The 14212-nt window shown below is 59.4% G+C and carries 8 protein-coding genes and 1 pseudogene; 3 read left to right on the top strand and 6 right to left on the bottom strand.

What is annotated here, in order from left to right; translation table 11 throughout:
* Positions 1–14 precede the first annotated feature (14 nt).
* The 5 genes from tagF to tagH form a co-directional block, all read right to left on the bottom strand.
* Entirely contained in the window at positions 15–1550 is a 1536-nt protein-coding gene (tagF, locus tag VEB01_RS02555; protein ID WP_324872536.1) for a type VI secretion system-associated protein TagF, read from the bottom strand.
* 236 nt (positions 1551–1786) lie between these two features.
* Positions 1787–5347 carry a type VI secretion system membrane subunit TssM gene (tssM, locus tag VEB01_RS02550; RefSeq protein WP_324872535.1) on the bottom strand — a complete coding sequence of 1187 codons (3561 nt, stop codon included), beginning with the start codon at positions 5345–5347 and terminating at the stop codon, positions 1787–1789.
* 8 nt (positions 5348–5355) lie between these two features.
* On the bottom strand, positions 5356–6687 hold the full coding sequence (gene icmH, locus VEB01_RS02545) for a type IVB secretion system protein IcmH/DotU (protein WP_324872534.1): 1332 nt from the start codon (positions 6685–6687) through the stop codon (positions 5356–5358).
* A 69-nt stretch (positions 6688–6756) separates the two neighbouring features.
* On the bottom strand, positions 6757–8094 hold the full coding sequence (tssK, locus tag VEB01_RS02540) for a type VI secretion system baseplate subunit TssK (RefSeq protein WP_324872533.1): 1338 nt from the start codon (positions 8092–8094) through the stop codon (positions 6757–6759).
* A gap of 27 nt (positions 8095–8121) precedes the next feature.
* Complete coding sequence (tagH, locus tag VEB01_RS02535; protein WP_324872532.1) at positions 8122–9714, bottom strand: type VI secretion system-associated FHA domain protein TagH; 1593 nt, start codon at positions 9712–9714, stop codon at positions 8122–8124.
* A gap of 301 nt (positions 9715–10015) precedes the next feature.
* On the opposite strand from tagH, the gene tssJ reads away from it, so the two are divergent.
* The 3 genes from tssJ (at position 10016) to VEB01_RS02520 (ending at position 13915) form a co-directional block, all read left to right on the top strand.
* Complete coding sequence (gene tssJ / locus VEB01_RS02530) at positions 10016–10516, top strand: type VI secretion system lipoprotein TssJ (RefSeq protein WP_324872531.1); 501 nt, start codon at positions 10016–10018, stop codon at positions 10514–10516.
* 148 nt (positions 10517–10664) lie between these two features.
* Positions 10665–11525: an alpha/beta fold hydrolase gene (locus VEB01_RS02525; RefSeq protein WP_324872530.1), complete on the top strand. Its 861-nt coding sequence runs from the start codon at positions 10665–10667 to the stop codon at positions 11523–11525.
* A gap of 53 nt (positions 11526–11578) precedes the next feature.
* Complete coding sequence (locus tag VEB01_RS02520) at positions 11579–13915, top strand: caspase family protein (protein WP_324872529.1); 2337 nt, start codon at positions 11579–11581, stop codon at positions 13913–13915.
* A 164-nt stretch (positions 13916–14079) separates the two neighbouring features.
* Here the strand turns inward: VEB01_RS02520 and VEB01_RS23210 are convergent.
* Positions 14080–14212: pseudogene (locus tag VEB01_RS23210) on the bottom strand (IS701 family transposase); the annotation flags it as partial.

Here is a 14212-nt window from a genome sequence, read left to right as displayed (position 1 = left end):
TCCGGAGTGTATCTTTAACTCGGAGCCTCCACCACAATCACGGTCACGTTGTCTCGCGCCCCGCGGTCCATGGCCAACGCGATTAATGATTCCGCGCGTCCCCGACAGTCGCCGGTTCCGAGTATCTCTTCGATTTCCGCCGAACTTGCCTCTTTATCCAGCCCATCGCTGCACAGCAAGAAGTCGTCGCCTTCCAGGACATCGAATTTGACGAGATCGAGCGCGAGCATCGGATCCGCCCCGACCGCACGGGTAATGACATTGCAATGGCCTTGTCCGGCCCGTTGCTCTGGCGTGAGAAGCTCGAAATGAGACAAGTCGTCGACCAGCGAATGATCCCGCGTCAGTTGCTCCAGTCGGTCCGAGCGATGTCGGTAAAGCCGGCTGTCGCCCGCCCACAAACAGGCGCATCGATTATTCATCGCCAACAGCACGACCACGGTACTGCCGATGAGTTGACCGCTCGAGCTCTGGCGAGCCAGCTCGCATAACTCCGTGTTCACACGCTGCAAAGCCGATTCGACGTTTCCGACGGATTCATCCAGATCAGCTGCAGCCGGCAGAGCCGCCAGCGCCTCGACTATGGCGCGGCTGGCCACATCCCCGGCCTGATGCCCTCCCATGCCGTCCGCGACTGCCCATAGGCCAATGTCCGGGCGTTCGATAAACGCATCCTCGTTGATCTTCCGCCGCTTGCCGACCACGCTGATGCCGTGCGAAAGCCAATGCCCAGAATCGGACGCCGGCCTTTCCGGCAAAGGAGGCGGATCGAGCTCGTTTGCTTCTCTGGTCTTAGATGCGACCCCGGGCAGCACCGGCAGATTCCGAGTCTGAATCGTCCAGCCGCGCTGCTGCCATTGACCGGTCATCAAGGCAACAAATGCATCGATAGGCGGCAAACCATCACAAATCAAAAATGAGGGTTTGATTTCCTCTGAACCGACCATACTCCACAGACTGTGAATCGGAAGGAAACGATCGAGCAAACAGCCGCTGAGCCCCATGAACACGGCGGATGGCCGATTCGGGCTTTCCATCTCGAAATGGAGTGCGAACTTCCCCGCCCCAGGGACTTGGCTCCGGGCGGAGCCTGGGGCTTTTTCCCCAAAAGTCGGCAAAGCCAGCTTCTGTAGCTCCGAATCGAACTCATCGAGGTCGAAATCGTCTTCCAGCCCCGACAATGCCAGCTTTTCGAGCGCTTCGAACCAGGCACAGCCCTCGTGGAACAAATAAGGCACATTCTGCGGGTCGGTCACGGGCGCCGCTAACGTCAGCGGGTAATAACGGCCCACCTTGTCGACGCTGGGCATGAGAATGCCCGCCCAGGCGTCTACGCCGCAGACGCCCGCCCCCAACCCGAAGCGCCAGATCGGGCTGGTCAGATACACCTCAAGCCAGCTTGCCCCCAATTGCTCGCGGCTGGCGGCGATGGCGCTTTGTAGCCATTGATCCCAGTTGTCGATGAAATGCCGCGGCAGACGCCGAGAGACGAAGTCCCCCAGAGCCGGCAATTTGCCGTAAAAGCCGGTTTTAACGAGCCGATTCATCATCCTAGAAACGGCAGTTGGACGTGCCCGAGTGTGCGGCGGGCGGGATGGATGGTAAGGCGCGACGACGCCGTGGGGTCGTCCCCCACAAGAAGGAGCAACGCCGCCAGGCGGCCCGCCCGTCGTGCAATCGGGTACGTAGCGGCTTCACCCAAACAATGAGTTCGGTAGAAGGTAGGACACTCAGAATTCATGAGGCTTTTCCAGTGCGTCTAAGCGGTCAACTGCCGTTTCTAGGATCATAGCGCTTCCGGACAACTGAAGGCTTTCAGCCCCGTGAGGCCGAAGGGATTCGTCACGCTGCCGGCGCGCAGCTCGTAGCGTGCGCTGTATCCTTCCACTCGAAACGTGATCAGGAATCGCTCCGGGAGATCGGTCTTTTCCACGACGGCCTCGTCCAACAGACGGAAAAAAGCCCAACTCCCTTCCTTAGACCGGCTGACCTGCTTTCCGTCCACGGTTTCGAACACCAATCGAACCCCTGCTCCCGCCGAGGGTCCCGGCCATTGCAGGCGCGTGACCTGCTCCGGGCCGTGCCGATAAATGACCTCCTGCCCTTCCAGGTTCAAGCGAAACGTCGCCACGTTGTCGTCCAAAGCCATCGGCTTCAGTTCGAAAGAAACGGCCGGCGTTTGACCTCCCGCCGAAAAAAAAGCGGACCGTATGTTGGAAGCATTCTGGAACTGACGGATAGTCGCAGGCGCAAGCCCCAAGGCTTGGTTGTCCATGCCGACTTCCGTCCACACCGGACGGTTGACGTCCACGAAGGTTTTCAAATTGGTTTGGAAAAACTGATCCAGCACGCCGTTCGGAGCAAAAAACTTGGCGAAATCCATAAGCGTCGCATCCTTTGAACTGCCACCGACGAACGGGTAGCGGCCGCTGAACGCCGTCTTGCACGGCGTCCCCACTCCCGCCTTGAGCATGCCGTTCAGCTCGCCCTTGGCTCCGGCCAGAGTTTGACTCCAACCGAAGGTCGTAAGCGAGAGAAACCAGCCCTTCAAGGGTTCCGGAAGACGCCCGAATTCGGTTTTGGCTTGGAGGAGCACATCCCCGCCGCCTCCCGCCAAACGCCCCGAAGCGCTTTTCAGTGCCTGTTCGCCGCTGACGGCCGCGCTCCCGATTTGCAGGACATAATCGTGCAGCGCCGCCAAGGTTTTAAGGGTCGAATCCAAGGCGGGGGGCTTGTCCGCGTTGCTCCGCACCAGATAGCTGAGGTTTTCAAACGAAGCCTCTACGCCCTGGACCGGGTCTGCCTGCGGGCTGCTGCCGGCATCCACCTGGCGTGCGGCATCCAGGAGTTTTTGGGTACGGTCGTCGGGCTTCGCTTCCGCAACACCGGGAACTTTGTTCAGGAGTTGGGCGGTAAGCGAGGCGATCTTGGTCAACGAGGTATTTTTCTCGACGGCTTCGAGCAATGGGCGCACCGGAGTATCCGGGCGAGACAGAATGTCCAGCCATTCGATGGTCTGATTGATGTCCTTGGCCCGCCGCAGCCGCAGGTTGCTCAAAAGATCGTTCCACGCCTTTTGGTAATCGGCCAGGTAAAGCTTCTGGAAATCGCCGTGCAAGCGCTGAATTTCGGACAGATCGACGTTTGCCTGCTTGCCGAGCACCCAGTTTTCGGTCACCGACTCCTTGACGAAATCGAGGCTTTTCTTGAGGAACAGGTCGGAATAGCCGTAAGCCGTGAACAAACCCGGGACCGCCAGGGTTCCGATATCCCGCCCGTCCGCCGCGACGAACACTCGCCCGCCATCGGGGCCGAGCGCCGGGCCGAGCTTGAAATCGTGGGAACGATCCAGCAGCGCTTCGTTCTTGAAACGGGCGTAGAGCTGAATGGTCTGCGGAACCTGGGAAAGCTTCGCGCGGACCGAGGCGACGAGAGCCTCGTCCACGGGCTGGGGATCGAGCCGCAACTTCAGGAGATTGTCGAGATGAAAGCTCAAGCGGGCGAGCAAATCCGGCTCGGTGCCGAACCGGCTTTCCCAGTCGCTGCGAATCCACGGGCCTGCGATTTTCGGGTCCATGCGCTCCGGTTGGCCGAGCATGAGATAGACCCGCAGAAATTCGTAAAGAATATCGGGATTGGATGCCTCCGGCCCCGTCATGCGCTGCGCCTGACGTTGAAGATTGACCGGGAGAAAATAATCCTTGAGCCAATGCTCGTAGGCATGGCCCTCCGCCTGCTCGATTTTTTCGCCCTGATATAGGCCGAAATGCGCCAGCCAGCCGGAATTCTCATAAATATCGCGAACCGCCATGAGCGGATCGAGCTTCGGAACCAACGTCCGAAGACTCGATTGCCAATTGCTCATATCGATCTGCGCGGCGCGGTAACCTTCGATGTTCTGCTGCACCTGCTCGATTGCCGAGGCATTCCGCTGATAGCTGATCGCCCATAGCGCTATGCAGCCCAGAGCGAGAGCGAGCACGGACGCATAGGCTCCGGCCTGCAACAGACGCTGGCGGCGCTCGACGCGCGGGTCGAGCCCTGCCAGTTCGGCCTCGTGGAAAATGACTTCCTTCAGCAGCCGGGTGAGGAAAAAGCTTTTCCCTCTTCCACTGTAGACCGGCGTCGCCTGTCGGCTGAGCCGAAACGTGGCGGCGAGTATCCCCATCACCCGATCGATGGGCGTCCCCTCCTGAGTGCCGCTGGTCAGATAAACGCCGCGCAGCAAAGGCTGAGCCTCGTAGCGGTTCGCCCCGAAAACCTCTTCGAGAAACTTCTGCATCGCCGGCTTCAAGAGGGCCATTTGCTGCGGGTAGTCGAGAATCAAACTGCGCCGCTGTACGTCCCGCTCTTCCTGGATGCGGCTCTGCATGCGCCGGTTCAGGCGCTGAAGCAGCTCGTCGTAGCCGGTCGCGAATTTGGCCACCGTATCGGTTGGCTGCTTGGCATCCTCGGCCGGGAACGTCTCGCCCCAAACCTGCGCCCGTTCCTCCTGCGTGAGATCGGCGAAGAAATCGTTGAATCCCGCCACCAAATCGCACTTCGTAAACAGCATGTAAATCGGGAATCGGACCCCCAGCATCGAATACAGCTCCTGGATGCGCTGGCGGATGGCTTTGGCGTGCAAAGACCGCTCTTCCTCCGTGTGCTGGAGCAAATCCGACAGGCTCAAGCTCACGAGCACTCCGTTGATCGGCCGGCGCGGACGGTGCTGCTTCAGCAATTTGAGAAAACTGCCCCACTCCGCCGCGTCCACGGCCTGATAGCTTTCCTGGGTGGTGTAGCGGCCGGCCGTATCGATCAGCACTGCTTCGTCTGTGAACAGCCATTCGCAGTTCCGCGTGCCACTGACTCCCCGAATAGGCTGAGAGCCTAGCCGGTCGGCCAGGGGAAATTTCAGTCCGGAGTTCAACAGGGCAGTGGTTTTGCCCGACCCCGGCGGACCGATGATGACGTACCACGGCAGTTCGTACAGATGCTGCTTGTCCCCGCGGGTCTCATGGAGCAGCTTGAGCGCCTTCGTGAAATTTTCCGTCAGCAGCTCGATGTTCTCGTCAGCGGCCACCGCTTCGGCGGATTTCGCCCCGTCGTTCTCTCCCGGTGCGGCGAGGTCCTTCACAAGCTGCTGGTCCTTGCGCCCCGCGCGGATTTCCGCCACTAAGCGCCAGATCACCCAGGCGACGACCACCACGACTATCGTCAAGCCTCGCGCCAGCTCTGACGCCAAAGGAACCGAACCGGCGATCCCGACCAAGGGACCGACGAACCAAATCAGGGCGCACAGGGCGAGCACACCGATCGCCTGAATGACCCATTTTTTCTTGAAAAAATTGATGACGCGTTTCACGGTTACCCTCACTGGATCAAGATGTCCACGCGCCGATTCATGGCCCGGTGGTCGGCGGAGTCATTCGGCACCAGCGGTTCGTAGTCGGCCCGCCCTTCGAAGCGAATCCGGCCCTGCAAGGCGGCGGACGATTCAAGGATCGCCGCCACGTGTTTGGCGCGGGCGGCCGACAAATCGAAGTTCGACGGAAAACGGGCGGAAAAGATGGGTTTGTTGTCCGTATGGCCGGTGACCAAGGCACCATCGCCGCCGGTCTCCAATTCCTTGGCAATTTTGGCGAACATCGGAACGAATTCCGACTTCACGCGATCGCTGCCCGAGTCGAAAGAATTCCGAATTCTCAATATCCGATCATCCACCACTTCCACCATGTTCCGGGTAATCTCCCAAGCCAGAACGCGTTTGAATCGTTCCGTCTTCGCCACCAATTTCGGCGTAGGTGCCGCGGGCACCGGCACCGGCGTTGCCGCTTGAACCGGAAGCTTCACTTCGTCCTTCGCCAGGGCGAATAGATCCCGGGCAACGGGGTCCGACGCGGAATTGATCGCAAACGCGAATCCCAGATAGACCAGAACGAGCAGCGCCGCGGCCCCTGCGGCGATCACCCAAAGCGGCACGTAACGGATTATCGGGTTGCGCACATCCCGCAGGCCTTGCCAACGGACCGACAGATCCCGCTCGAAATCTCCCCGAAGCCGCTGGATAAGCTGGTATACCTCGACGCGCACATGCTCCAGCTGGCTGACGCCGTTCTGCATGATCCGATACTTGCCTTCGAGACCGAGGCTGAGACACAGCCAGAACAATTCGATCAGGTTCAGGTTCTGGGCCGGCTGACGCACCAGGCGTTCGAGAAATTGAAAGAATTTCTCGCCCCCCCAAGCTTCCTTGTGAAAGATCACCAAAAGACTTTGGTGTCCCCACTGGCTTTGCGCGCCCCAAGGCGTATTCAGAACGGTTTCGTCCAATAAGGTACAGAGCGCGTAGCTGGCGATGCGGGCCTGCTCTTGGGAAACCCCTTGCTGCAAGACCCGGTTTTCGAAGCTGCGCATCTCGTTAACCAGTTGCTGCTGAAGCTCGCCTACGGCCTGATGAACCGCCGTGTTGCGCAGACGCGAAACCAGGGAGAGCAGCGAAAGTGCCGCCGTCACCAGCGGATTCTCGCCGTATACCGCTTGTCGCCGCGCGTCCAACTGAACATCGGGCACTTGAATCTGAATCGGCGGTTCGGGCGCGGCTACCACCGGCGCGGGCGACGATCGGCGACGCCCGCCGGGTGTCGGTCGGATTATGGTTTTATCTTCGTCGCCGAAGGGTGCGAAGGGATCGTCTGAATTCACTTTGGCTTTTCCTGGGCGGCTATGAAAGACGAGATATCGGATTCATGTAAGGTGCGGCCGGCTTGGGAATCATGTTTTCTTGATCGCCCAGAATTCCAGTTCGAGTCCCGGAAAATTGCCGCCGATATGAATCGCGAATCCGCCGGAAGCCGACATTTTTCTCCACAGCTCGCTTTGCTTGTCGAGCTCGAAATAGGAGAACCCGGCATGATAGGGAATCTGACGCGGAGCGACCGGCAAGGGATGCACGGAGATGCCCGGGAGCGCCGACCGCACCAATTGCTGGATGTCTTCCACCGGCCCGATCTTGACCTGGGGCGGAAAATGGTTGCGCAGCAATTCCGGCGGAACCTGCGCGTTGGCGGCGAGAACGAAGACGGCGTTCTCCAGGAGCTTCAGATCCGGCCTTTTCGCCCCGTATACCCCGAACTTCGGCTTGCTGAGCGGGATCTGGATGGCGTTTTGTTCCAACACCATGCTGAGAAGCTGCCGGAGTTCCTCCATGACCGGGATGAAACATTTTTGCAAATCGTCGTGCCGGTAAACCGGAAAACCGATCGGCCGCTTGGACGGCCGATAGAACGTCGACAGCTCGCCGGCCAGTTGCACGGCTATACGGTAGAAATCCTCGGGATGCAGCGCGGCGGTGTTGGCCAGGTGTTCCAGAAAGGGCTCGTAACGGTTGATGATTTGGAGCAGCATGAAGTCGGCGATTTCCGCCACGCCGCCCTTCCCGGCCTCGGCCACTCGGCCCGCCAGGGCTTCGCCGCGGGTATGCAGCAAGCCGTGCAGTTCCCGAAGGAACCCGCCCAGAAGCCCCGTCCCGAAGCAATTCAGCCCCGGCGCGATGTACTGTTCATCCAAGACTACCGTTTTGTCGGCCCGTACTTCGATGATGCGGGCGACGCCCAAACAGACGTAACCGGATCGCTCCTGCCGTTCGAGCATCAAGCGGCCGCGCAGCTTGCCGATTTGCACCGGAAACCGCCCATCGGCACCGCTATTGTGGTCCCGCACCTCGCGTTCGCCGAGGTGATATCGGGCCAGGCTGTCCTCGAACGCGTCGCTGTCGATTTCGGCCGAATCGGGACGCCGGACGGGAAACGACAAGTATACGACGTTGTCCTTGACGTCGTCGGGCGCGTCCAGGGGCAAGGGAAGTTCGTCATCGTCGGGCAGGTTGAAGGGCGTGCCGTCGGCAAAAATACCTCGCGCTTCGACCAGCGCCAACTTACCGACGGCCAACTGCCGCGGGTCCAGTTTCAGGGTGCCGAACCCCCAATCGAACGGCCGCAATCCGCGGCACCGCCCGTCGACCAGCGCCTCCAAATAGCGGTCGTGCTGCTGAAAATGCTGTGGACGGAGAAACATTCCCTCCGACCACACCACCCTGCTGTTTTCGGACATATCGGGTCCTTTTGTTCTTGTATTTGCCTATCGGGATTGGGCCGATTGCAGTATTCGCATCTGCCGCTCATAAACTTCCCCGAACTCTTCGCCGAAGAAATTTTCCAGAATCTCGTTGACCGTTTCCGGATACGCTTTGCCGTAAGCGTCCCAGCATTTGGCCTTCTTTTGAAAGACGATGGCGTCTTCATAGAGCTTTTCGAATCCTTGCGGATCGAATCGCTTCAACGCCGCCGCCAGCGCCGCCTGGATGCCGGCCGTCATGGCAATCTGATGGCTCATGAGATCGGCGAATCCCCCCCGCACCGCCTCGACCGGATCCACGAAGCCTGGATGATTGCGGGCCAGCATGATCTTGAGAGCATCATCCACGTTCGGCGTGAATTTTAGCGGGTTGTTATTGACCGGCCGCATGGTGGTGACCGATACGCGGAACTGGCTTTTCAATTCGGCGCGCGCCCGCATCACGGTCATCATGCCTTCGACGAAATCGCGGAGCAGAACGCCCACGTTCTTCATGACCGCCGCCATGTCCTCGTCTTTAATCCATTCGGTATCGTCGGCGAGTCCCGCACCCGCAAGGAATGACGCGAACAAGTCCCGCCCGGCCGCAGCCCCGGACACTTGAGAGGAACCCTGCGGCTCTTTATTCGGGACCGGGCGAGGACCGTTGGGCGGCCTGGCCGGTCGTTGCAGATCGGCCACGTCCCCGCCTGTTGGCGTGCTTATAGCCGGGATGATTGCTTCCGATGCGTCGTGTGACGGCATCAATCCCTCGGGCAACGATCCCGACGCTTGTTTGTCGAGAGCCGCACCCTCCTCCACCGGGAAATCCGAGATCATATCGCTTCCGTCTACGAGCTCGGTTTCCGGCATCGAACTGGGTTCGATCCGGTCCGGAACGGGGTCACCCCAATCGAGCCCCTGAAAGAAATCATCCGGCGGTTCCCAGCTTTCCGGAGCAGGTGCCTGCTGCCCTGCCCCGGACTCGCTCGAATCCAGGTCGCGCAATAAGTCTTTCAAATCGAAATCGGGCAGCCCGGATTCTTCCGGTTTATCAGCAACATCGGGCGGAATGAAACTCCCGTGAAAAGGCGATACGTCAGGCTGATCGATGAAACTCGGACCAGACGATTGGGGGATCTCCGGTTGCGGCGGCAAGACATCGAACGGCGAATCCCACCTCTCCGCCCGAGGCTCGGGCCACGCCGCGGGTTCCGTTACAGCCGGGGCGGGCGATTCCGGCGGCTGTTCGAACGGATCGAAGTCGAATAGCGGCTCCTCCGGCTGTATCTGCGACGGGCCGGCTTCGGTGACGCCGATTTCGTACTCACCGATCTTCAACACGTCTCCATTCGATAACGGAACGGCGTCGTGCTGAAGGAGAAGATCTTTGTTGGCGAAATAGGTCCCGGCCGTGCTCGAATCGGTGAAATAGTAGACGCCGTTCCGATAATCGACCGAGCCGTGCTTCCGCGAAATAAATTTGTCGGGATCCGGCAAAACGAAGCGGTTGTCGGGCGAGCGCCCCACCGAGCCGCCTTGCTGATCGAAGGTGCAGGATGATTCCTCCCGAACGGGAGCACCCTTATAACTGAGAACCTTGAGAATAAGCGACATGATGAATGCTTCGGTTGAGCCCCTGATTGCCACGCAATAAGAATAGACAATCGTAGAACGGAAAAACCGAGGCGCCCCGAAAAAGCCGGCGATGGCCGAAGCGATCCAGGGTCCCAGGCTTTTCCGGCCGTCCCTGAACCGTTTTCGACTCGTTCGATCGAATCGCGGATAGCTTACACGTGAACGCCAGTCAGATAAATCGCGGTCCCGGCACGGGCTCCACGAAGCAACCGTAGCCACTTGCCGATACCGGCATCGAAAGCTAAGCTCGAAGCCGGTGTATCACTTGCGAGTCGGTCTAATGAATGTAGCCACGGTTCTCCCGGTTTTTATGACTTTCCTGCTCCTTGCGGGGTGTGCGGCGGATGAGCCGAAACCGACTCCACCGCCGCCGACCGTTCTACAGTTGAGGATCGAGGCGCAACCCGACATCAATCTCGACGGCGAAGGCCGTCCGTCCCCGTTGTTGCTCCGTGTGTATCAACTCAGAGAGCTTGCCGCCTTCAACGGGGCCGACTTCTTCGAGCTTTACCAGAACGAAAAAAGCGTTCTCGGCGCCGATTTGGCGGGCAAAGAGGAATTCATTCTTCGCCCCGGAGAAAAACGCGAACTTTCCTTCGAAGCAAAACCCGATGCAAAAGCGGTCGGAATATTCGCCGCTTACCGCAATCTCGACTCGGCGCAGTGGCGGACCTCGGCCGAGATTCCTCCAAATAAGACCAGCATCGTTAAGCTCCGTGTTACTACCAACCGAGTCGATCTAGGATCTCCCGAAAAGACCGATGGAGTACCCGCCAATTAAGGAAGCTCTGATTAAGTCCTTCGACAGGCTCAGGACGAACGGTAACGTATTGATTCCGTTTGTGGTGAGCCCTTCGACTTGGCTCAGGACAGGCTTGTCGAACCATGAACGGAATCGACTTGTTCAGAGCTTCCTTAAGTTTTCCGCCGTGGATACATGGCGAACATTCGCGGTTGCAGGCGCTGCATTGTTTACGGCCTTATGGGTGGCGGGTTGCGCATCGCCCACGCAGCGGATAAACGAAGAGGCGGCGGACTTCGGATTCGAGCACCTGGACTTAAAGGGGAACGGCTTTCGGCTAAACGCTTTTTTCAAGCCCGCCAAGACAGCCTCCACCAAACGGCTGCACGTCTATCTCGAAGGCGACGGCACGCCCTGGGTGTCCCGCTGGACGGTTTCGGACGATCCCACCCCGCGCGATCCGGTCATGCTGAGGCTAATGGCCTTGGACGAAAGCCCTGCCCTTTATCTCGGCCGCCCCTGTTATTACGGATATTCGGCGGATAGCGGCTGTTCGCCGGTGCTGTGGACGCATCGACGCTACGGCCCCGAGGTGATTGATGGCTTGGCCGACGCCTTGCAAAGCTTTCTTCGGAACAGAGCCTTCTCCGAACTGGTTTTGTTCGGCCATAGCGGAGGCGGCGCGCTAGCCGTTCTGCTGGCGCCGCGTTTCCCGCAAACGTCCGCCGTCGTGACCTTGGCGGGAAATCTCGACATCGATGCCTGGACCGCGTACCACGGATACAGCCCCCTGGCGGGTTCGCTGAATCCCGCCGAGACCAAGACGAACGGAATTGCCGAATATCATTATTTCGGCGAAACCGACCGGAGCATTCCGCCTTCCGTCTTCGAACCGGTCGCCAAACGGCGGCCCCATGCACGGGTGTTCGTGCTTCCGGACTTCGATCACCGCTGTTGCTGGCAAGAAGTCTGGAAAGACGTCCTGCGACGAGCAGGCTGCATCGGACAAGACCCCGCAACTACCTTTAACGCCCAGACTCACGAATGAATGCTAGATTTTTAGCGCACTTCCGCCACCCGAAATCCGGAGAACCAACCGATATGAAGCCGCTGCGAAAGAAATCCTTGGCCCTTGCCGTATCCACCGCCTTGCTGATCGGCTGCGCCTCGCAGCCGGTAAACAAGGAGGAAGCGGCCCGCGCCGTCGAAGGTTATATCGAAGACGCGAGCAAACTGTTCGTCGTCGACTGCCTGCTTCCCGGCCAGGTGCGAAAACTCGGGTCGCAAATGACTTATCTCAGCGCGCGCCGTCCCATACGAACCACGGCCGCCGACTGCGAGGTTCGCGGCGGCGAATACACCGCTTACGACCGCGCGAATTATGCGAGCGCCCTGAAAGTCTGGCTGCCCAAGGCAGAGGAAGGCGATGCCACGGCCCAGCTCTACGTCGGGCAAATCTACGAGAAAGGCCTGGGGCAGGAAGCCGACTACGGAGCCGCCGCCAAGTGGTATCGGAAAGCGGCCGAAAAGGGTAACGCCCAGGCGCAAATCAACCTGGGGCATCTTTACGAAAAAGGTTTGGGGGTCGCGAAAGACGGCGTCGCCGCTGGCAGCTGGTACCGGAAAGCGTCGGGACTCGAAGGCAGCGATTTAAGCTTCGCCCCTGCGGTTGAAGTTTCGGAGGCGCAACGCCAGGAACTGGAAACCCTGCGCCAAACGGCCGAGCGCAGCCGGCTCGAAGTCGAGGAACTTCGCACCGAACTGCGGACGACTCAGCAGCAGCTTCAGGAACAGCACGACGCATTGCGCAAGTCTCAGGACGAATTGGACGTTTTGAAGGACAAGCTCGCCAGACAAAAGGCCGCCTCATCCACCGGCGACGATCCGAAAATTCGGGAGCTGGAGGAAGAACTCCGGCAGAAAACGGCGATGCTCAAAATGCAGCAAGCCAAGGTCGGCGAGATGACGGCCTCCTTCGGCCGGGAACGCCAAAAGCTCAAGCAGGAACTGGCGACAGCCCGGACCCAGACGGCTTCCGCAAAATCCGATTCGCCGGCCGGCACCGGAGCGAAAAGCCAAACCGGCAATTCCGCGCGCAAACAACTCGATGAAGCCGAAAACGCCCTTCAGACGAAGATGGAGGATTATCAGAAAGGCTCGGCCGAGCTGACCTCGTGGCTCACGCAGAAGGACAAAGCGGGCGGCGAAACCGCACGAGCTCAGATCGATCGCCGGAAAACCGAGCTTCAGAGCCAGGCCAGGGAGATCGCCGCGCTCAAGGAAAAGGTGGAGCGGCTGTCGTTAAAAGTTCAGGAGCAGCAGTCTCCCGAACTCCTCGCTCAAGCGGGCCCGAGAGTGGAAATCATCGATCCGCCCGTGACGCTGACCCGTGGCGCGCGGGTCATCCAGATCGGTCCCGACGCCAAGGAAATCGTGGGGAAAATCGAATCTCCTATGGATCTCACGTCTCTAATCGTCAACGACAAACCGCTGACTCCCGATACGACCGGAGTCTTCCGGTTTCCGATAAACCCTCGGGAACCATCGGCTTCGGTCAAGATCACCGCAACCGACAAGAAGAACAAGATCACCCGTCTCGACGTCAATCTCGTCGGGGAATCCGCAAACGTAATGGAAACGACGGCCGCGGCGCCCGTTGAAAACAAGCGCGCCGAGCACCGAACCGATATCAATTTCGGCAAGTTCTACGCGCTGATCATCGGCAACAACAGCTATGGCGCCTACCCTGCCCTGCAAACCCCGGCCAACGACGCGAAGAGCCTGGACGTCATTCTGCGGGAACGCTACGGATTCAACACCAAGCTCCTCCTCAACGCCAACCGCCATCAAATCATGACGGCGCTGAACGAGATCCACAAAAAACTGACGGCGGACGATAACCTCCTGATCTACTACGCGGGACACGGCGAAATCGACCCCAAAACCAACCTCGCCTACTGGCTACCCACCGATGCCGAAGTCGGCAATCCGGCCAACTGGATATCCAGCCAAAGCATCACGGAATTCCTCAGCATCATGCCGGCCCGCCACGTGCTGGTCGTCGCCGACTCCTGCTACTCCGGCGCCCTGACGGGATCGGCCATTGCCAAACTTCCGGACAGCATGGACGAGAGCAAGCGCGCCAAGTGGCTGAAGATTATGGCGAGCCGCAAAGCCCGCACGGTGCTGACGTCGGGTGGGGTCAAACCGGTGCTCGACCAGGGCGGCGGCGGCCATTCGGTATTCGCCAACGCTTTCCTGAGCGTGTTACGCGGAAACAAAGGCGTCTTGGAAGACTACGACGTGTTCCGCGCCGTAGCCGGACAAGTCAAAGCCTCGGCCTCGAAAGCCGGCTTCGAACAAACACCCCAATACGCGCCGCTCCAGCACGCCGGCCACGAAGGCAGTCCGTTCTTTTTCGTGCCGGATAGTGCGTGAGAGAAATGGCGGAAACCTGGTTTATGGTTGGTGGCATTAAGGTAAGCCGTCATGCCGGGAATGAACGGTTGCGATTGGAAAAGTCGCGCCTCAAACGGCCTTTTAGCGTCTACGAGAAAACCTAGACGGCTAAGGTCTTGACCGAATTCCTAAGTTGTCAGGACTTACGCAAGACGCATTTCTAGCGAAGGATTTTTAAGTTGTCGAATAAGGTAGTCATCCAGTAAGCCGTGCTTGAGTTGATAGACCGTTCGACCGGTTTGAGCCGCCAAGGACTTGAGCCGGACCCAGACCAGG

The sequence above is a fragment of the Methylocaldum sp. genome, assembly GCF_035627495.1.
Classification (GTDB): domain Bacteria; phylum Pseudomonadota; class Gammaproteobacteria; order Methylococcales; family Methylococcaceae; genus Methylocaldum.
Note: the sequence above shows the minus strand (reverse complement) of the source record. Positions and strands in the feature narration are given on the sequence as shown.

Coding starts and splice junctions, on each gene's coding strand:
- tagF (WP_324872536.1), bottom strand. CDS start 1,550: ATGATGAATCGGCTCGTTAAAACCGGCTTTTACGGCAAATTGCCGGCT.
- tssK (WP_324872533.1), bottom strand. CDS start 8,094: ATGTCCGAAAACAGCAGGGTGGTGTGGTCGGAGGGAATGTTTCTCCGT.
- tagH (WP_324872532.1), bottom strand. CDS start 9,714: ATGTCGCTTATTCTCAAGGTTCTCAGTTATAAGGGTGCTCCCGTTCGG.
- tssJ (WP_324872531.1), top strand. CDS start 10,016: ATGAATGTAGCCACGGTTCTCCCGGTTTTTATGACTTTCCTGCTCCTT.
- VEB01_RS02520 (WP_324872529.1), top strand. CDS start 11,579: ATGAAGCCGCTGCGAAAGAAATCCTTGGCCCTTGCCGTATCCACCGCC.